The 18112-nt window shown below is 69.4% G+C and carries 18 protein-coding genes; 5 read left to right on the plus strand and 13 right to left on the minus strand.

Features of this window, described 5'->3' with window-relative positions; translation table 11 throughout:
* Positions 1 to 94: 94 nt before the first annotated feature.
* Complete coding sequence (locus tag ABI214_RS04145; RefSeq protein WP_348606410.1) at positions 95 to 718, minus strand: TIGR03085 family metal-binding protein; 624 nt, start codon at positions 716 to 718, stop codon at positions 95 to 97.
* A gap of 97 nt (positions 719 to 815) precedes the next feature.
* Here ABI214_RS04145 and ABI214_RS04150 point away from each other — a divergent pair, with 97 nt between their 5' ends.
* A complete protein-coding gene (locus tag ABI214_RS04150) occupies positions 816 to 1247 on the plus strand; it encodes a pyridoxamine 5'-phosphate oxidase family protein (RefSeq protein WP_348606412.1) in 432 nt (143 codons plus the stop codon).
* A 3-nt stretch (positions 1248 to 1250) separates the two neighbouring features.
* On the opposite strand, the gene ABI214_RS04155 is transcribed toward ABI214_RS04150, so the two are convergent.
* The 4 genes from ABI214_RS04155 to thyX form a co-directional block, all read right to left on the minus strand.
* On the minus strand, positions 1251 to 1817 hold the full coding sequence (locus ABI214_RS04155) for a DUF1992 domain-containing protein (protein WP_348606414.1): 567 nt from the start codon (positions 1815 to 1817) through the stop codon (positions 1251 to 1253).
* A gap of 46 nt (positions 1818 to 1863) precedes the next feature.
* On the minus strand, positions 1864 to 3765 hold the full coding sequence (locus tag ABI214_RS04160) for a ribonuclease J (RefSeq protein ID WP_348606416.1): 1902 nt from the start codon (positions 3763 to 3765) through the stop codon (positions 1864 to 1866).
* Positions 3762 to 4670 carry a 4-hydroxy-tetrahydrodipicolinate synthase gene (dapA, locus tag ABI214_RS04165; protein ID WP_348606418.1) on the minus strand — a complete coding sequence of 303 codons (909 nt, stop codon included), beginning with the start codon at positions 4668 to 4670 and terminating at the stop codon, positions 3762 to 3764. The genes ABI214_RS04160 and dapA overlap by 4 nt, the downstream gene beginning before the upstream one ends.
* A 67-nt stretch (positions 4671 to 4737) precedes the next feature.
* A complete protein-coding gene (thyX, locus tag ABI214_RS04170) occupies positions 4738 to 5490 on the minus strand; it encodes an FAD-dependent thymidylate synthase (RefSeq protein ID WP_348606420.1) in 753 nt (250 codons plus the stop codon).
* Positions 5491 to 5640: 150 nt separating this feature from the next.
* On the opposite strand from thyX, the gene ABI214_RS04175 reads away from it, so the two are divergent.
* From ABI214_RS04175 to ABI214_RS04185, 3 genes are all read left to right on the plus strand, one after another.
* On the plus strand, positions 5641 to 6117 hold the full coding sequence (locus ABI214_RS04175; RefSeq protein ID WP_348606422.1) for a hypothetical protein: 477 nt from the start codon (positions 5641 to 5643) through the stop codon (positions 6115 to 6117).
* Between the two features lie 118 nt (positions 6118 to 6235).
* Complete coding sequence (locus ABI214_RS04180; protein WP_348606424.1) at positions 6236 to 6670, plus strand: SRPBCC family protein; 435 nt, start codon at positions 6236 to 6238, stop codon at positions 6668 to 6670.
* Positions 6671 to 6677: 7 nt separating this feature from the next.
* Positions 6678 to 7337, plus strand: coding sequence for a DUF3105 domain-containing protein (locus tag ABI214_RS04185; protein ID WP_348606426.1), 660 nt, complete (start codon positions 6678 to 6680; stop codon positions 7335 to 7337).
* On the opposite strand, the gene ABI214_RS04190 is transcribed toward ABI214_RS04185, so the two are convergent.
* The 4 genes from ABI214_RS04190 to ABI214_RS04205 all read right to left on the minus strand — a co-directional run bounded on the left by ABI214_RS04190 (position 7338) and on the right by ABI214_RS04205 (position 10013).
* Positions 7338 to 7820 (minus strand): flavodoxin family protein, encoded by a 483-nt coding sequence (locus tag ABI214_RS04190; RefSeq protein WP_348606428.1) that lies wholly within the window; start codon positions 7818 to 7820, stop codon positions 7338 to 7340. It abuts the gene before it with no gap.
* 3 nt (positions 7821 to 7823) lie between these two features.
* Positions 7824 to 8291, minus strand: coding sequence for a hypothetical protein (locus ABI214_RS04195; protein WP_348606430.1), 468 nt, complete (start codon positions 8289 to 8291; stop codon positions 7824 to 7826).
* Entirely contained in the window at positions 8288 to 9046 is a 759-nt protein-coding gene (dapB, locus tag ABI214_RS04200) for a 4-hydroxy-tetrahydrodipicolinate reductase (protein ID WP_348606432.1), read from the minus strand. Before dapB ends, ABI214_RS04195 begins: the two co-directional genes overlap by 4 nt.
* Before the next feature lie 94 nt (positions 9047 to 9140).
* Positions 9141 to 10013: an SAM-dependent methyltransferase gene (locus tag ABI214_RS04205; protein ID WP_348606434.1), complete on the minus strand. Its 873-nt coding sequence runs from the start codon at positions 10011 to 10013 to the stop codon at positions 9141 to 9143.
* A 263-nt stretch (positions 10014 to 10276) separates the two neighbouring features.
* On the opposite strand from ABI214_RS04205, the gene ABI214_RS04210 reads away from it, so the two are divergent.
* On the plus strand, positions 10277 to 12664 hold the full coding sequence (locus tag ABI214_RS04210; RefSeq protein WP_348606436.1) for an arylsulfatase: 2388 nt from the start codon (positions 10277 to 10279) through the stop codon (positions 12662 to 12664).
* A gap of 18 nt (positions 12665 to 12682) precedes the next feature.
* Here the strand turns inward: ABI214_RS04210 and ABI214_RS04215 are convergent, their stop codons facing one another.
* The 4 genes from ABI214_RS04215 to rpsO all read right to left on the minus strand — a co-directional run bounded on the left by ABI214_RS04215 (position 12683) and on the right by rpsO (position 18098).
* Positions 12683 to 13789, minus strand: coding sequence for a zinc-binding dehydrogenase (locus tag ABI214_RS04215; protein WP_348606438.1), 1107 nt, complete (start codon positions 13787 to 13789; stop codon positions 12683 to 12685).
* Between the two features lie 39 nt (positions 13790 to 13828).
* Positions 13829 to 15169, minus strand: coding sequence for a M16 family metallopeptidase (locus ABI214_RS04220; RefSeq protein ID WP_348606440.1), 1341 nt, complete (start codon positions 15167 to 15169; stop codon positions 13829 to 13831).
* 116 nt (positions 15170 to 15285) lie between these two features.
* Positions 15286 to 17556 carry a polyribonucleotide nucleotidyltransferase gene (locus tag ABI214_RS04225; protein WP_348606442.1) on the minus strand — a complete coding sequence of 757 codons (2271 nt, stop codon included), beginning with the start codon at positions 17554 to 17556 and terminating at the stop codon, positions 15286 to 15288.
* A 272-nt stretch (positions 17557 to 17828) separates the two neighbouring features.
* Positions 17829 to 18098 carry a 30S ribosomal protein S15 gene (gene rpsO, locus ABI214_RS04230; RefSeq protein WP_127915894.1) on the minus strand — a complete coding sequence of 90 codons (270 nt, stop codon included), beginning with the start codon at positions 18096 to 18098 and terminating at the stop codon, positions 17829 to 17831.
* Positions 18099 to 18112 lie beyond the last annotated feature (14 nt).

Genomic DNA, 18112 nt, shown 5'->3' on the forward strand with positions numbered 1-18112 from the left:
TCAGGTTAGTCGCTGCGGCCCCATCGGGACCATCCGCAACACACGTCCCACCCGTTCACCTGGCGCAACACCGCCGCGCGGACGACTCCCCGGGTCACAAGCTGCGATCGAGAGCGGTGACGGCCGCCACGTTCTCCGCCGTGCCGTCGAACTCCACGCGGACCTCGTCGCGACCGAACGCATGCATCAGCAGCTCGCCCGGCTCGCCGCGCAGGGTGACCGTGGCCGCCCCCGCCGAGCGCACCGTCGTGCGCTTACCGTCGGGGCGCTCGAGTACGACCGTCACCGGGGACTTGCGATAGCTGCGCCGCCCTATGCCGGACGCGGTGGTCCACAGCTTGTTCTGCATGCCGGCCGGCAGCGTACGCACCGTCCAGTCGGGCTGGGCCCGCCGCACGTCCTCGTGGTGGACGAACATCTCCGCGAGGTTCGCCTGCTCGTCGACCAATCGGAACGGGGACCACAGCGGAGGACCGGAGCGCACATCCTCGAGCAGCGCGTTCCAGTCCCTGCGCGCGATTCCTCGCTGTACGCGTTCGGTGTGGCCGGACAGCGCGGGGACCAGGATCCCGGGCGACGCGTCGAGTCGGCGCTCGCGCAGCACCAGGTGCGCGGCCAAATCGCGCGCGGTCCAGTCGCCGCACAAGGTCGGGGCGTCCGGGCCGGCGGCGCGCATGGTGTCCACGAGGGCGTGGCGTTCGTCACGGGCGTAAGGCACACCACACCGTAACCGGATCTCGACTCGACCGCGCGAACTCGTCGTCCCCGACTTCTACCGTGGGAGGCGGGACCGGACGCGGCGAGAGGAGCGACGAATGTCGAAGACCACGATGTCCGAGAACGAGCGGGAGCAGTTCCTCGCGGACAAACACGTTGGGGTGATCGCCGCCGAACGCGACGGCCGTGATCCACTGGCCGTGCCGATCTGGTACCACTACTCCCCCGGCGGTGAGGTCATGGTGTGGACCGAACACGGCACCGTCAAGGAGCGGCTCATCCGTGCGAGCGGCCGGTTCAGCCTGTGCGCGCAGCAGGAGGATCCGCCGTACCGGTACGTGAGCGTCGAGGGTCCGGCCACGTTTCAGGACGCCGTCACCGCGGACGACGTGCGGCCACTGGTGCACCGTTACCTGCCCGACGCCGAAGCCGAGGCGTTCATCGGCGAGTCGTTCAACGACAGGGCCGTCGTGATCCGGATGCGCCCGGAGCGGTGGTTCACGGTCGACTACGGGAAGCTGGAGTCCTGACGGTCACGCCGTGGAACGCCGCCGCCGGAACGGCCACTCGAATCGGCGACGCCCGAAACGCACTTCGCCCCTGCGGATCTCGGCGTATCCGGCCTCGGCGAGCGCGGCACTGGCCAGTGCCCGCCGGGCCCTGCGCTGCTCGTCGTCGACGACACCGATGTCCACGACCGGCGCGGCGGCCCGGTCCTGCCGCCACCGCTCCACGACCTCGTCGGCGTCGACCCGGCGGATCGGCACCTGCGGGCCCGACGGGTTGCGCAGCCACACCGCGATCCTGCGGTTGATGCGCGCCACCTCGTCGCGGACCTCGCGCTCCGTGCGCGCGGTCCGCACGATCTCGGGAAGCCGTTCGATGTCCTTGCGCAACCGGAGTGGTTCCGGCAGGAGCTCGTCGGCCGAGAGCCCCTCGCGCCGGAGGTAGCCGCGCACCCACCAGTCGTCGCCCCCACCCGCCGGGATCGGTTTGCCCGCCCCGTCGAGGTTCTCGAACTCGCCACGTTCGTACGCGCCGCGGATCTGGGTTTCGACCCACGACTCGAACGTGGCGCGCAGGGGCTTGCGCTCGGTCATGACGGGACATCCTCCTCACCCGTCGTGTGCGACCGCGTGATTCGGGTTACGGCACCCCGATGACGGTCGGCACGATCATCGGCCGGCGGCGGTACTTCTCCGCCACCCAACGTCCCACGACGCGGCGCACGGCCTGCGCGATGCGGTGGGTGTCGGTGATGCCCTCGCCCGCCAGTCGGACGAGTTCCGACTCGACCAGCGTCGCCGCCTCCTTGAGCGCGGCCGGATCGTCGGAGAAACCGCGGCCCGACACCTCGGGGGTGCTGACGGCGCGCCCGGTCGCGGAGTCCACGGCCAGCGAGATCGAGATGAAGCCGCCCTCGCCGAGGACCAGTCGGTCCGACAAGGTGGAGTCACCGACATCGCCCACGCTGTTGCCGTCGACGTACACGTGCCCGACGGGAACGCGTCCGACGATCTCGGCGAGCCCGTCGACCATGTCCACCACGACACCGTCCTCGGCGAGCACGATCCGGTCCTCCGGCACACCTGTGGCCTTGGCCAGCGCGGCGTTGGCGCGCAGGTGCCGCCATTCGCCGTGCACCGGCATCGCGTTGGTGGGCCGTACCGCGTTGTAGAGGTACAGCAGCTCGCCGGCGGACGCGTGCCCGGAGACGTGGACCTTGGCGTTCTGCTGCGTGACGACGGTGGCACCGCGCTTGGCGAGACCGTTGACGACCGCGAACACCGAGTTCTCGTTGCCGGGGATCAGCGACGACGCGAGCACGACGAGGTCGTTGGCCCGGATGTTGATCTGGCGGTGCTCGCCGCGCGCCATCCGCGACAGCGCCGACAGCGGCTCGCCCTGCGAACCGGTGGAGATCAGGACGAGCTTGTCGTCGGGCAGGTTCGCGGCGGTGTCGATGTCGACGACCAGGCCGTCCGGCACCGACAGGTAGCCGAGATCCTGCGCGATCTGCATGTTGCGGACCATCGAGCGGCCCACGAACGCGACGCGGCGGTTGTAGCGCTTGGCGACGTCGACGACCTGCTGGATGCGGTGCACGTGGCTGGCGAAGGACGCGACGATCACCCGCTGGGTGGCCTTGCCGATGACGTTGTCGAGCACGCCGCCGATCTCGCGTTCGGGCGTGACGAAGCCGGGCACCTCGGCGTTGGTGGAGTCGACCAGGAACAGGTCGACGCCCTCGTCACCGAGCCGGGAGAACCCGGCGAGGTCGGTGAGCCGGCCGTCGAGCGGCAGCTGGTCGAGCTTGATGTCGCCGGTATGGAGCACCAGGCCGGCCGAGGTGCGGATCGCGACGGCGATCGCGTCGGGGATCGAGTGGTTGACCGCGAAGTACTCGCAGTCGAACGGACCGTGGCTGGTCTTGTCGCCCTCGACCACCTCGACCAGGTTGGGGCGCTGGCGGTGCTCACGGCACTTGGCCGCGACCAGCGCGAGCGTGAATTTGGCACCGACGATCGGGATGTCGGGACGCAGGCGCAGCAGGAACGGGACCGCGCCGATGTGGTCCTCGTGGCCGTGCGTGAGGATGATCGCCTCGACGTCGTCCATCCGGTCCTCGATGTACCGGAAGTCGGGCAGGATCAGGTCGACGCCGGGCTGCTGGTCCTCGGGGAACAGCACACCGCAGTCGACGATCAGGAGCTTGCCCTGATGCTCGAAGACTGTCATGTTGCGGCCGATCTCGCCGATGCCGCCGAGCGCGACCACCCGCAGGCCCTTCGCGGGAGCCTTCGGCGGGAGTCCGAGCCGATCGGTCGGGTCGGCTACGGCGGGCGCCGCGGGCGGCTTCGATCGCCCGGACCGGCGCGACTGCGACTTCCGGGTGCCGGCCTTGGGCGCCGACTCCCGCTGCGGCGCAGCGCGCTCGCCGCTCTCGGCCGCCGGCGCGGCGGGTTCGACCCGCTGCGCCCGCTCGGACTCGGTGATCGGCGGGCCGGCCTGACGGGAGGCGCTGCGGCGACGTGCGGGGCGGGTCATGCCAGCACCCCCGCGGCGTGCAGGTCCGCCGCCAGGATGTCGATCTGCTCGGTGGTCGGGGCGACCTGCGGCAGACGCGGCTCACCGACGTCGATGCCCATGAGCCGCAGTCCGGCCTTGGACGCGCTGACGCCGCCGAGACGGGCCACCGACCGGTTGACCGGCACGAGGCTCAGGTTGATCTCGCGAGCCTTCGCGAGGTCGCCCTCCATGAAGGCGGTGTGCAGCGCACGCAGGCGCTGCGGCACCAGATGGCCGATGACGCTGACGAAGCCGATCGCGCCGACCGACAGCCAAGGCAGGTTCAGCGGGTCGTCGCCCGAGAAGAAGTCGAGATCGGTGGTGCCGATCAGTTCGGCGCCCGCGTTCAGGTCGCCCTTGGCGTCCTTGACCGCGAGAATCCGCGGATGCTCGGCGAGGCGACGGATAGTCTCGGTCTCGATCGGGACCACGGAGCGCGGCGGAATGTCGTAGAGCATCACCGGAAGGTCGGTGGCATCGGCGACGGCGGTGAAGTGCGCGTACAGGCCCGCCTGCGGCGGACGCGAGTAGTACGGCGTGACGACCAGCAGGCCGTGCGCGCCGGCGCGGGCGGCGTCACGCGCGAGTTCGACGCTGTGCGCGGTGTCGTTGCTGCCGGCCCCGGCGACGATCCGGGCGCGGTCACCGACGGCCTCGACGACGGCGCGCAGCAATTCGAGCTTCTCGTTCTCGGTGGTGGTGGGCGATTCGCCCGTGGTGCCGGCCAGCACCAGTCCGTCACAACCGTTGTCGACGAGGTGGGTGGCCAGCCGCACGCCGGCATCTACGTCCAGCTTTCCGTCCTTGGTGAACGGGGTCACCATCGCAGTGAGGACGGTGCCGAACGGACGCTCGACGGAAGCAGCTGAATCACCGTAGGTCATGGTCAGAAGGCTACCCGGTCACCACTGCAGACCTGAACACGACGGCACCCCACACGCACCGACGCGCTCAGCCGACCGAATCGAACTCGCTCGTCGCGACCTCCGAACCGTCCGGCAACGTGACGATTTCGAAGTCTCCGAACACATTCGGCGCAGCGTGTTGCAGCTGCCGCAGGCATTCGACGGCGACCTGACGGATCTCGACGTCGGCGTGCTCGGTGGCCCGCATTTCGACGAAGTGACGCCATGCGCGGTAGTTGCCGGTGACCACGACGCGGGTCTCGGTGGCGTTGGGCAGCACCGACCGTGCGGCCTGACGGGCCTGCTTGTTGCGGATCGGTCCGTTCGGCACGTCGGCGAGCTTGTCCTCGAGCGCGGCCAGCAGTTCGGCGTAGGCGTCCCGACTGGCCGCGGTGGCTTTCTCGAACAACGCCTCGAGATGCGCGTCGCCGGCGATCGCGGGTGGGATCACGACGTTGGCGTCGTTCTCGCGCACGAACCGCTGCGACAGTTGCGAGTACGAGAAGTGCCGGTGCCGGATCAGTTCGTGGGTGCACGACCGCGAGATGCCGGTGATGTAGAAGCTGACGCTGCCGTGCTCGAGGACCGACAGGTGCCCCACCTCGAGCAGGTGGCGCAGGTATCCGGCGTTGGTCGCGGTGCGCGGGTTCGGCTTGGACCAGCTCTGGTAACACGCGCGCCCGGCGAACTCCGCGAGCGCCTCACCGCCGTCGGCGTCGGTCTCCCACGGCACGTCGGCGGGCGGGACGAACTCCGTCTTCGCGACGAGCTGCACCTTCAGGGACACCGTATTGCGCACCGCTCATCCTCCCGGGATCGTCGTCGCTTGCTTCGACCGCACCATATCGCCGCGGAGTCCCGGGCGTGAGGGCGACACAACACCCGAGCGACACCAGCCAGACGTCATATCGGCCTTGAAATGACACCAAAGTGGCGTCACACTGGCGTCATGGATCTCACCGAGTACACCGCCCGACTGCGCGACGACCTGGCCGCGGCAGCGGCCCTCGGCGACGCGGATACCCAGCGAATCGCCGAGGCACTGGCCGGGGCGGTCGAACGTTCGGCACAGCTCATGCTCGTGTCCGCGTTGTCCGACCTGGCCCGCGAGGCGTCCGAGGAACTGGGTGATCGGACCCTCCACGTCCGATTCGACGGCACCGACGTGGCCGTCGAGGCGACGCGGCGCCGGCGCGAGGCCGACGGCGCCGCCGGACAGCACGGCGACACCACCGACCCCTACCGCACCTTCGAGGACATGACCGGTGACATCAGCCGGGTGACGCTGCGTCTGGTCGACCAGATCAAGTCGCGCGCGGAGGAGGCCGCGCTGCAGGACGGGATGTCGCTCAATTCGTGGGTCTCGCAAGCCGTTCAGGGCGCCTTGCGCGACCAGATGCGCCGGAGCCGACCCGACGACGCCTGAGCGGCCGCTCAGCTCTCCACACCCGCGGTTGTCCGCTTACCGGAATCCCCGGCCCCGAGATGGTCTAATTGCGTCTCATCGTTCGCGGGGAAGTTCACGGTAAAGAGGAGTGGAGAGCATGGCGGTATCCGGGGCGAAGGAGTTCGAGGTCAAGGCCGCACCGGCCGACGTCATGGCGGCGATCGCGGCCGTCGACCGCCTGCCCGAGTGGTCGGGCGCTCACAAGAAGGTCATCGTCGAGAGCACCCACCCGGACGGTCGCGCCAACCGCGTGCGAATGACCGTCTCGATCATGGGGATCAACGACGAGCAGGTGGTCGACTACTCGTGGGACGGCGACACCCGGATGTCGTGGACGCTTGTCGAGAGCACCCAGCAGAACAGCCAGGACGGCTCGTACATCCTCACCCCGAAGGGCGACGGCACGCTCGTGAGGTTCGAACTGACCGTCGACCCGAAGATCCCGCTGCCGGGCTTCATGCTCAAGAAGGCGCGGAACATGGCGCTCGATACCGCCAGCAAGGGCCTGACCAAGTTCGTCGACGGGAAGTAGACCACTGGTGAGGGCCCTCGTTCGGGCCGTCGGGACCGCGGCGGTCGTCGTACTGGCGGCCGCCGGGTGCACCGACACCGTCGACGGCACGGCGGTGGCCGATCCGTACGCGCCCACCACCGCCGAACCCGATCCGTCGCTGGGGATCGAGGGCATCACCGTCGTCGAGTACCCGGTCGGTCTGCACGTGCGCCCGGATCAGCGCGTCGCCTACGACCGCACTCCCCCGTTCGGTGGACCGCACGACGCGGCGTGGGCGACGTGCACGGGGACGGTGTACGACAGGGCGATTCGCAGCGAGAACGCGGTGCACTCGCTCGAGCACGGCGCCGTGTGGATCACGTACGACCCGGAACTCGTCGCGGGCCCGGCGCTGAACGTCCTGGTCGAACGCGTCCAGGGCCGGCCCTACCTGATGCTGTCGCCGTATCCCGGCCTGTCCGTTCCGGTCTCGTTGCAGTCGTGGGGACACCAACTGGTGGTCGACAACACCTCGGACGAGCGGATCGACCACTTCATCGACGCACTGCGCTTGAACCGCAACACATTTCCCGAACCAGGCGCGACGTGCGCGACGCTGCCCACGTCGTTCGACGCGACGAATCCGCCGCCGTTCCAGCCGGGACCGCCGGATCCCCGGGCGCCCGGTACCGTCCCGATGAACTGATCAGATATCGCCCGCGACGGTGACCGCGACGGTGGCGCCGAGTTCGTAGCAGGCCTCGCGAACGGCCGCGTCGATCGGGCCGGTGACCTCGACGATCTGCGCCGCCTGCACGAGTTCCATGCCCGTCACGATCTTCTGGACGGACTTCACCGCGCCGGCGGTGTCGTTGTTGCCGTGCACCCACAGCCCGTACGGCCGGCCGGCGACCGTGTCCAGGCACGGGTAGTAGACGGTGTCGAAGAAGTGCTTGAGGGCCCCGGACATGTACCCGAAGTTTGCCGATGTCCCGAACAGGTAGCCGTCGGCACCGAGCACGTCGACCGGGGTCGCGTGCAGCGCCGGCACCGAACGCACTGTGACGCCGGTGATCTCGGGGTCGTGCGCTCCTGCGAGCACCGCCTCGAGCAGCTCACGGGTCGCCGGGGAGGACGTGTGGTGCACCACCAGGAGTGTCTTCTCCGCCGCCGGCGACCCGTCAGCCATCGGTCAGCCCTCCCGCTCGAGCTTCTCGAGCGCGACGGCGCGGCGCATCGTGTCGCGGGCCCGACCGCGGTCACCGGCGTAGTCGTACGCCCGGGCGAGCCGGTAGGAGTTCCGCCAGTTGTCCGGATCGGCCTCCCATTCCTGCTTGACCTGGGCGAACAGCGCGTCGGCGGCGTCGCGTTCGATGCGCCCGGACGGGCGCCGCGGCAGGTCGGACACGTCGAGTTCGAGTCCCTCGTCGTGGATGCGGCGGGCCAGGTGCTGGTGCGCCAGGCCGGACCGGATGGTCGCGACGACCATCCACACACCGAGGAACGGCAGCACCAGGACCGCGCTGCCGAGCACGACCGGGACCGCCCGGCCGTCCTGGATCAGCGCGATGCCGCGCTGGCCGAGGAGCACGAAGTAGAACGTGAGCGCGACGACGATGGCAGCGATCGCCGCGACGACGCGGGTGGACTGATTCTTCACAGGTCCAGCAGGGGGTCGATGCCGACGGTGAGTCCCGGACGCTGTCCGATCTCGCGGACGCCCAGGAGCACGCCGGGAGCGAAGGAGTTCCGGTCGATCGAGTCGTGCCGGATCGTCAGCGTCTCGCCCTGCGTGCCGAGCAGCACCTCCTGGTGCGCGACGAGGCCGGCCAGGCGCACGGAGTGCACGCGCACGCCGTTCACGTCGGCGCCGCGCGCGCCCTCGAGTTCGGTGGTGGTCGCGTCGGGGCTCGGTCCGCGACCGGCCTTCTCACGCGCCTCGGCGATGAGCGCCGCGGTGCGGTAGGCGGTGCCCGACGGGGCGTCGGCCTTGTTCGGGTGGTGCAGCTCGATGACCTCGACGGAGTCGAAGAAGCGGGCGGCGGCGGCCGCGAAGCGCATCGACAGCACCGCACCGATCGCGAAGTTGGGCGCGATCAGCACGCCCACGCCCGGGTTCTCGTCGAGCCAGGACTGCACCTGCGCGAGCCGGGCTTCGTCGAAGCCGGTGGTGCCCACGACGGCGTGGATGCCGTTCGAGATGAGGAAGTGAAGGTTGTCCATCACGACGTCGGGGTGGGTGAAGTCGATGACGACCTCGGTGCGCTGGTCGACGAAGTGCTCGATGCGCTCGCCCTGGTCGACACCGGCGACCAGTTCCAGGTCGTCAGCCTGCTCGACGGCCTCGCACATCGCGCGGCCGACCTTGCCCTTCGCGCCGAGAACACCGACCCTGATGGGTGCTGCTGAAGTCACGTACACGCTCCGCCCAAAATCCCGTAAATCCCTGAATGTGCTCGGCGCAAGCCTACGGGGCGCACGACGGCCCCACTCACCCGACGCTCGGCCGTCACAGGCGGACGGCGGTGATGAACACACTCGAGCGCATCGGGTCCTGGTCGGGGTTCTCGAGGGTGCGGCCCCACCGCTCGGCCACGTCCGCCGAGCGCACGACGTCCACCTCCCAGCCGTGGTCGGTCAGCCACGCGGCCGGGCCGAAGTCCTCCTCGTCGGGCCACAGCGTGGCCATGTCGATACCGAAGCGTTCACTCATGTGCCGGAACTGGTCCTCCTGCAGGAGGCTCCGCACGTCGTCGACGTGCTCGACCTCGAGGCGGCTGCCCGGTGCGGAGAGATCGGTGACGAAGCGGAACAGCCGCTCCTTGGCGGCGTTGGGGAGAAACGGCAGCAACCCCTCGGCCAGCCACGCCGACGGCCGGCTGCGATCGAAGCCCTTCTCCCGCAACGGAACCGCCCAACCCTCACGCAGATCCACGGCCACCACACGGCGGTCCGCGCGCGGATGGGCGTCGTTGGCGGCCAGTACGCCGTCCTTGAAGGACAGCACCTTGGGCGCGTCCAGCTCGTAGAGGGTCGTGCCGGCGGGCCAGTCCAGACGGTATGCGCGGACGTCCAGGCCGGCGGCGAGCAACACCACCTGGTCGATGCCGGCGCGACTCGCGGCACCGAAGTAGTCGTCGAAGAAGCGGGAGCGGACGCCCATGTAGTTCGCCATCGCCTCCCAGGGGATCTCGATGTCGTCGGCCGCGTCGAGCCTGGTCGGCATCGGAACAGGGGGCGAGGCCGCCTCCACGAACGCCTCCGCGTACGGGTCGGAGACCAGGCCGTCCTCCCGATGGGTCTCCATGGCCCGCCCGGCCGCCACGCCGAGGGCCGTGATCCCGACACCGGTGACGATGTCCCATTCCGCAAGTTCGTTCATTTCGCACCTCACCAGGACACGATCATCCGAATGGAGAAGATTGCCGTGCAACGTCTTTCGATCGCGTTGCAGCACCGACGGTCAGGCCTGGATCCGGACTCTCGGCCCCGGCCGACGCCAGTTCCAGGCTACTCCCGGGCCACGCGCGAAGCTGAGATTCCCCTGCGAAAGCGCCCGCCGGGAACGTACCGTCGAAACCAGGTGACGCCGCTGCTCGGCGCCGGACGCCGACGGCGTGCGCGTCACGAGGGAGGTCGTCGGCGATGGATTCCAACGACGGATACCGCAGGGACACCGGCAGGCAGATCCTTCCGATTCCACCCGAGACGTACCCGGGCACGATCCTGTACGACGCGAAAGACCCCGACGCAACGTTCCCGCCGATCCGCCCGCTGCGGCCGCCCGCGGGTGCACCGAACGTGCTGATCGTGCTGCTCGACGACGTGGGGTTCGGGGCGTCGAGCACATTCGGTGGTCCCGTCGCCACCCCCACCGCGGAGCGACTGGCCGGCGGCGGGCTGAAGTACACCCGGTTCCACACCACCGCGCTGTGCTCCCCCACCCGCGCCGCGCTGCTCACCGGCCGCAACCATCACCGGGTCGGCATGGGCGGGATCACGGAGATGGCGACGTCGTCGCCCGGCTACACGTCGGTGCGGCCCGACACGTGCGCTCCGCTGGCGGAGATCCTCACCCTCAACGGGTACTCGTCGGCACACGTCGGCAAGTGCCACGAGGTCCCGATCTGGGAGACCAGCCCGGTGGGGCCGTTCGACCGGTGGCCGTCGCCCGGCAACGGCTTCGAGTACTTCTACGGCTTCGTCGGCGGCGAGACCGACCAGTGGTATCCGACGCTGCACGAGGGCACCAGACGGGTCGAGCCGTGGGGTACCCCGGAGGAGGGGTATCACCTCACCGAGGATCTCGCGGACAGGGCGATCTCCTGGGTACGTCAGCAGAAGGCGCTCGCACCCGACAAACCGTTCTTCCTGTACTTTGCCCCGGGCGCCACGCACGCGCCGCACCACGTGCCCGAGGAGTGGGCCGACAAGTACCGCGGGCGCTTCGACGACGGGTGGGACGCGCTGCGGGAGCGGACATTCGCGCGCCAGAAGGAGCTCGGGGTGGTGCCGGCCGACGCCGAACTCACCCGGCGGCACGAGGTCATCCCCGCGTGGGAGGACATGGACGAGGCGCTGCTGCCGGTGCTGCGTCGGCAGATGGAGAACTACGCCGGCTTCCTCGAGCACACCGATCACCAGGTGGGTCGGGTGGTGGACGCGATCGACGAGATCGGCGCGCTCGACGACACGCTGGTCTTCTACATCATCGGCGACAACGGCGCCTCCGCGGAGGGGACGCTCCAGGGCACGTTCAACGAGCTGATCAGCCTCAACGGCATGGCCGAGATCGAGACGCCCGAGTTCCTCACCAGCCAGCTCGACAAACTCGGCGGGCCGGAGTCGTCACCGCACTACGCGGTGGGGTGGGCACACGCGATGGACACCCCGTACCAGTGGACCAAGCAGGTCGCGTCGCACTGGGGCGGAACACGCAACGGGACCGTCGTGCACTGGCCGCACGGGTTCGCCGCGCGCGGGGAACTGCGACACCAGTTCCACCACGTCATCGACGTCCTCCCCACGGTGCTCGCGGCGGCCGGGATCCCGGCGCCGACGACGGTGAAGGGGGTGCGGCAGGACCCGATCGACGGCGTGGACATGGCGTACACCTTCCCCGACGGCGCGGCGCCCGACCGCCACGTCACGCAGTACTTCGAGATGTTCGGCAACCGCGGGATCTACCACCGGGGCTGGACGGCGGTCACCAAGCACCGGACGCCGTGGCAGACGGTCGACGCCGCCGGGGTCGCGTTCGACGACGACGTGTGGGAGCTGTACGACTGCACCACCGACTGGACCCAGGCCCGTGACCTGTCGGGGGACCACCCCGATCGGCTGCACGAGATGCAGCGGCTGTTCCTCATCGAGGCGACGCGCAACAGCGTCTTCCCCCTCGACGACCGGATGTTCGAACGGGTGCTGCCGCAGATCTCGGGCAAGCCGAGCCTCGCCCCCGGCAAGCGGCAGGTCCTGCTCCCCGGCATGGGCGGGCTGCTCGAGATGCACATCGTGAACTGGCGCAACCGGTCGTGGTCGCTGACCGCGCAGGTCGACGTTCCCGAGGACCCCGCGGCCGGCGCGAAGGGGGTGATCCTCACCCTCGGCGGGCACGCCGGCGGCTGGGCGTTCTACTTCAAGGACGGGCGACCCACGTTCTGCTACAACCTCTTCGGCCTCGAGCGCACGCACGTGCGTGCCGAGCAACCGGCGCCGCCCGGCACGCACCAGGTGCGCGTCGAATTCGCGTACGACGGTGGTGGCCTCGGCAAGGGCGGCACGATCACGCTGTTCACCGACGGCCGGCCGGTGGGTGCGGGACGGCTCGAGCGCACCGAACCCATCGGCTTCGGTTACGAGTTCACCGACGTGGGGCGGGACGGCCAGTCGACCGTCACGCCCGACTATCCGCGCGGCGACAACGCCTTCACCGGTCGGATCCACTGGGTACGGATCGACGTCGGCGACGACGACCACAGTCACCTCGTCGATCCGGGCGACGTCGTGCGGGTGGCCATGTACCGGCAGTGAACACGGCGGCGTCGGCGCTCACCCGAAGACGATCACCTGACGCAGCGCGCTGCCGTCGGCGAGTGCATCCATGCCCGCATCGACGTCGTCGAGCGCGATCCGCGCCGAGATGAGCTTCTCGACGGGAAGCCGACCGCTACGCCACAGATCGACGTAGACGGGGATGTCACGCTCGGGTACGGCCGAGCCGAGGTAGCTGCCCACGATGGTGCGTGCCTCGGCAACCAGTGTCAGGGGCGATACGGACGCCCGGGCGTCCGGGGCCGGCAGACCCACCGTGACGGTCGTGCCGCCGGGCGCGGTGGCCGCAACCGCGGCCTCGAAAGCCCGCGCACTGCCCGCCGCCTCGACGACCACCTCCGCCCGCACCCCGAGTTCGACGACCTGGTCCGGGGTGTACACCGCGGTGGCACCCAACTCCCCTGCCGTGTCGAGCTTCTCGGGAACCGGATCGACACCGACGACCTCCCGCACGCCGGCCGCGACCGCGGCAAGAACCGCCGCCATCCCCACTCCCCCGAGTCCCATGACCATCACCCGATCGCCGGGCTCCGGGCGACCCGCATTCAGAACGGCCCCGCCGCCGGTGAGCACCGCGCAGCCGAGCACGGCGGCGACGTCGGCCGGGACGTCGTCGTCGACCGGCACCACCGATCGACGGTCCACCACGGCGTGCGTCGCGAAACCCGATACCCCGAGGTGGTGATGAACCACGGAACCGCCTCGGTGCAAACGCATCCCACCCCCGAGCAGCGCGCCCGCGTTGTTCGCCGCACTGCCCGGTCCACAGGGCATCCGCCCGTCCGTCGCACAACCGGCGCAGTCGCCGCATCGGGGCAGGAACGTCATGACGACCCGCCGGCCCACCACGAGGTCGTCGACGCCCGCGCCCAGTACCTCGACGCGCCCGGCCGCCTCGTGCCCCAACAGCATCGGAACGGGGCGCACGCGACTGCCGTCGACGACGGACAGGTCCGAGTGGCACAGGCCGGCCGCCTCGATCCGGACGAGGATCTCACCCGGTCCCGGTGGATCGAGTTCGAGGTCGGCGACCACGATCGGCATCGACGCGGCATAGGGTCGCGGCCCGCCGATCGCCTCGAGTACCGCTCCACGAATCCGCATGCCGCTCCCCGTTCTCCCGACGCCCGTCGGGATCTGCTGCTACCGGACGATCCCCCGCACCGAGGCGGGCAGATCCCGCTTGCGCCGATACGGACCGACCACCGCGGCCGCGAACGGCCGCTGCAACAGCACCCGGGCGACGTCCCGGACCTCGTCGGTGGTGACCTCGTCGATTCGCGCGAGCGTCTCCGAGACCGACTGGTGGTTGCCGTAGTTCAGCTCGCTACGGCCGATCCGGGTCATCCGCGACCCGGAGTCCTCGAGACCCAGGACCAACGACCCGCGCAGCGATCCCTTCGCCCGGGCGCACTCGGCATCGGTGATGCCGTCGGATTCGACGTTGGCGAGCACCTCGCGGATCAGGGTGGCGACCTCGCCGAGGTTCTCGGGCTGGCATCCCGCGTAGACGGAGAACGCGCCGGTGTCGGCGAACGTGTCCACCCCGGAATACACCGAGTACGCCAGCCCCCGCTCCTCCCGGATCTCTTGGAACAGACGGGAACTCAGACCGCCACCGACTGCCGCGTTGAGAACCGACAGCGGCCAGCGGTGCCCCTCGTGCCTACCGAATGCCCGCACTCCCAGCGCGAGGTGCGCCTGTTCGCTGTCCCGCTTCGTCAGGCTCAGCGTCGGAGCCGTGCGCAGCCGGATCGCGCCCTCGCGCCGCGGTGCGGGCGCGGCGTCACGGTCGAGATGGCCCACGAACGCCCGCCGGACCAGTTCCACCGTGTGCTCGTGGTCGACGTTGCCGGCGACCGCGACCACCATCCGGTCCGGGGTGTAGCGGCGCACGTGGAAGGAGTGCAGCTGGGTACGGGTCATCGACTCGATCGAATCGATGCTTCCGATCACCGGTCGGCCCACGGGATGGTCACCGAACAGCGCGGTGAGGAACGCGTCGCCCAGCAGATCCTCCGGGTCGTCGTCGCGCATCGAGATCTCCTCGAGCACGACCTGTCGTTCGACATCGACGTCGACGGACCGGCACCGACCGCGCAGCACCACATCGCTGACGAGATCCACCGCGAGCGGCAGATCGTCGTCGAGGACGTGCGCGTAGAAGCACGTGTGTTCCTTCGAGGTGAACGCGTTGAGTTCACCGCCGACGCCGTCCATCACCTGAGCGATGTCGAGCGCGGATCGAGTGGGGGTGGACTTGAACAGCAGGTGCTCGAGGAAGTGCGCGGCACCGGCGACGGTGGGCTGCTCGTCGCGCGAACCGACGCCCACCCAGACGCCGACAGAGGCCGAGCGGACACCGGGCACGTGTTCGGTCACCACCCGGAGACCACCGGGAAGCGTGGTGCGCTGCACACCGGTGCGGGGATGTGTATCGAGTGCGGAGCCGCGGTGGGGCTTCTCGCGGAGGGATTGAGCCATGTGGCGGTTCGTTTTTCCTTGCGTTGAACGTCGACCCACGATACACCGGGGACAAAGCCCCGGCCCCGCACGGACGAACCGTACGGGGCCGGGAACGGGTGGTACCGAGCGGCGAACTACTCCGCAGCGGGCTCCGAGCCCGACTCGGCGGACGTATCCGCACTCTCGTCCTCGACCGGGATCAGCGAGATCTTGCCGCGGTTGTCGATGTCCGCGATCTCGACGCGGAGCTTGGAGCCCACGTTGACGACGTCCTCGACCTTCGCGATGCGCTTGCCGTTGCCCAGCTTCGAGATGTGCACCAGTCCGTCGCGGCCCGGGAGCAGCGAGACGAACGCACCGAAGGCCGTGGTCTTGACGACCGTGCCCAGGAAGCGCTCGCCCACCTTGGGCAGCTGCGGGTTGGCGATGGCGTTGATCTTGTCGATCGCGGCCTGCGCGGACGGGCCGTCCGCCGCACCGACGTACACCGTGCCGTCATCCTCGATGGAGATGTTGGCACCGGTCTCCTCGGTGATCGAGTTGATCATCTTGCCCTTGGGGCCGATGACCTCGCCGATCTTGTCCACGGGGACCTTGATGGTGGTGATGCGCGGCGCGTACGGGCTCATCTCGTCCGGGCTCTCGATCGCCTCGGCCATGACCTCGAGGATCGTGGTGCGGGCGTCGTGCGCCTGGCTCAGTGCGCCGGCCAGCACCTGCGACGGGATGCCGTCGAGCTTGGTGTCGAGCTGCAGGGCCGTCACGAAGTTCTTCGTGCCGGCGACCTTGAAGTCCATGTCACCGAAGGCATCCTCGGCGCCGAGGATGTCGGTCAGCGCGACGTAGCGGGTCTCGCCGTCGACCTCGTCGGAGACCAGGCCCATGGCGATGCCGGCGACCGGAGCCTTGAGCGGCACACCGGCGTTCAGCAGCGACAGGGTCGAGGCACACACCGAGCCCATCGAGGTGGAACCGTTGGAGCCCAACGCCTCCGAGACCTGACGGATCGCGTACGGGAACTCTTCCTGGCTCGGCAGCACCGGCACCAGAGCGCGCTCGGCGAGAGCGCCGTGGCCGATCTCGCGACGCTTCGGCGAACCGACGCGGCCCGTCTCACCGGTCGAGTACGGCGGGAAGTTGTAGTGGTGCATGTAGCGCTTGCTGGTCTCGGGGCCCAGCGAGTCGATCTGCTGCGCCATCTTGACCATGTCGAGGGTGGTGACGCCCATGATCTGGGTCTCGCCGCGCTCGAACAGCGCCGAGCCGTGCGCACGCGGGATCACGGCGACCTCGGCCGACAGCGACCGGATGTCGGTGATGCCACGGCCGTCGATACGGAACTGGTCGCGCAGGATGCGCTGGCGCACAAGCTTCTTCGTCAGCGAGCGGAACGCTGCGCCGATCTCCTTCTCGCGGCCCTCGAACTGCGGGGCGACCTGCTCGAGCACCTCGACCTTGACCTCGTCGGTCTTGTCGTCGCGCTCCTGCTTGCCGGCGATCGACAGCGCGGCCGACAGCTTGTCGGTGGCAGCAGCCTCGACAGCGGCGTACACGTCGTCCTGGTAAGCCGGGAACACCGGGTACTCACCGGTGGGCTTGGCAGCCTTCTCGGCCAGCGCCTGCTGCGCCTCGCACAGACGGGCGATGAACGGCTTGGCAGCCTCCAGGCCCTCCGCGACGATCGCCTCGGTCGGCGCCTGCGCGCCGCCGTCGATGAGGCTGATGACGTTCTCGGTGGCCTCGGCCTCGACCATCATGATCGCGACGTCGGCGGTGTCACCGGAACCGGCGACGATCCGGCCGGCGACGACCATGTCGAAGACGGCGTTCTCGAGCTGCTCGACGGTCGGGAACGCGACCCACTGGCCGCTCTTGTTCTCGTCCGAGGTGATCAGCGCGACGCGGACGCCACCGACGGGGCCGGAGAACGGCAGGCCCGCGATCTGGGTGGACGCGGACGCGGCGTTGATCGCGACGACGTCGTACAGGTCCTTGGGGTCGAGGCTCAGGACCGTCACGACGACCTGGATCTCGTTGCGCAGGCCGTCGACGAACGACGGACGCAGCGGCCGGTCGATCAGGCGGCAGGTGAGGATCGCGTCGGTGGAGGGACGGCCCTCACGGCGGAAGAACGAGCCGGGGATGCGTCCCGCGGCGTACATGCGCTCCTCGACGTCGACCGTCAGCGGGAAGAAGTCGAAGTGCTCCTTGGGCTGCTTGCTGGCCGTGGTGGCCGACAGCAGCATGGTCTCGTCGTCCAGGTAGGCGACGACGGAGCCGGCGGCCTGCTGCGCGAGGCGACCGGTCTCGAAACGAATGGTGCGGGTGCCGTAGCTCCCGTTGTCGATGACGGCGGAGGACTCGAACACGCCCTCTTCGACCTCGATCGCAGAATTGACTGTCATTGCTTTTCTTCTCTTCCCTCTCGTCTTTTGCCGTACCCGCACGGGCGCCACGACCCTCCTGGTCGCGGCTGCGCTCCCCTCACAGGGCGGAGGCGGCCGTCGATCGAAGCCTGCCGGAAAACATCCGGAGGGCCACTACCGAAGACCGACGCCACGACTGTCGGGGCGGGCGGCGGTGGTGTTGCAAACACCGATAGCCAACGAGGCTCAGTCTAAGCATTGCCTCGCTGGCTATCGATGAGGTCGGCGAAGTGACTCGCCGTGAGCGCGTCTTATCGGCGCAGGCCCAGACGCTCGATGAGCGAGCGGTAGCGGGCGATGTCGACCTTCTGCACGTACTTCAGCAGACGACGACGACGTCCGACCAGCAGCAGCAGGCCACGACGCGAGTGGTGGTCGTGCTTGTGCTGCTTCAGGTGCTCGGTGAGATCGACGATGCGCTTGGTGAGCATGGCCACCTGCGCCTCCGGCGAACCGGTGTCGGTCTCGTGCAGTCCGTACTCGCCGAGGATCTGCTTCTTCTGCTCGGTGGTCAATGCCACTTGGTGCACTCCTG

This window comes from Prescottella soli, from assembly GCF_040024445.1.
GTDB lineage: Bacteria > Actinomycetota > Actinomycetes > Mycobacteriales > Mycobacteriaceae > Prescottella > Prescottella soli.

Bases quoted from the DNA above. Each gene is read 5' to 3' on its own strand.
- ABI214_RS04150 (WP_348606412.1), top strand. From the start codon at position 816: ATGTCGAAGACCACGATGTCCGAGAACGAGCGGGAGCAGTTCCTCGCG.
- ABI214_RS04225 (WP_348606442.1), bottom strand. From the start codon at position 17,556: ATGACAGTCAATTCTGCGATCGAGGTCGAAGAGGGCGTGTTCGAGTCC.
- dapA (WP_348606418.1), bottom strand. From the start codon at position 4,670: ATGACCTACGGTGATTCAGCTGCTTCCGTCGAGCGTCCGTTCGGCACC.
- ABI214_RS04160 (WP_348606416.1), bottom strand. From the start codon at position 3,765: ATGACCCGCCCCGCACGTCGCCGCAGCGCCTCCCGTCAGGCCGGCCCG.
- ABI214_RS04190 (WP_348606428.1), bottom strand. From the start codon at position 7,820: ATGGCTGACGGGTCGCCGGCGGCGGAGAAGACACTCCTGGTGGTGCAC.
- ABI214_RS04220 (WP_348606440.1), bottom strand. From the start codon at position 15,169: ATGGCTCAATCCCTCCGCGAGAAGCCCCACCGCGGCTCCGCACTCGAT.
- ABI214_RS04205 (WP_348606434.1), bottom strand. From the start codon at position 10,013: ATGAACGAACTTGCGGAATGGGACATCGTCACCGGTGTCGGGATCACG.
- ABI214_RS04175 (WP_348606422.1), top strand. From the start codon at position 5,641: ATGGATCTCACCGAGTACACCGCCCGACTGCGCGACGACCTGGCCGCG.
- ABI214_RS04210 (WP_348606436.1), top strand. From the start codon at position 10,277: ATGGATTCCAACGACGGATACCGCAGGGACACCGGCAGGCAGATCCTT.
- ABI214_RS04180 (WP_348606424.1), top strand. From the start codon at position 6,236: ATGGCGGTATCCGGGGCGAAGGAGTTCGAGGTCAAGGCCGCACCGGCC.
- ABI214_RS04155 (WP_348606414.1), bottom strand. From the start codon at position 1,817: ATGACCGAGCGCAAGCCCCTGCGCGCCACGTTCGAGTCGTGGGTCGAA.
- ABI214_RS04215 (WP_348606438.1), bottom strand. From the start codon at position 13,789: ATGCGGATTCGTGGAGCGGTACTCGAGGCGATCGGCGGGCCGCGACCC.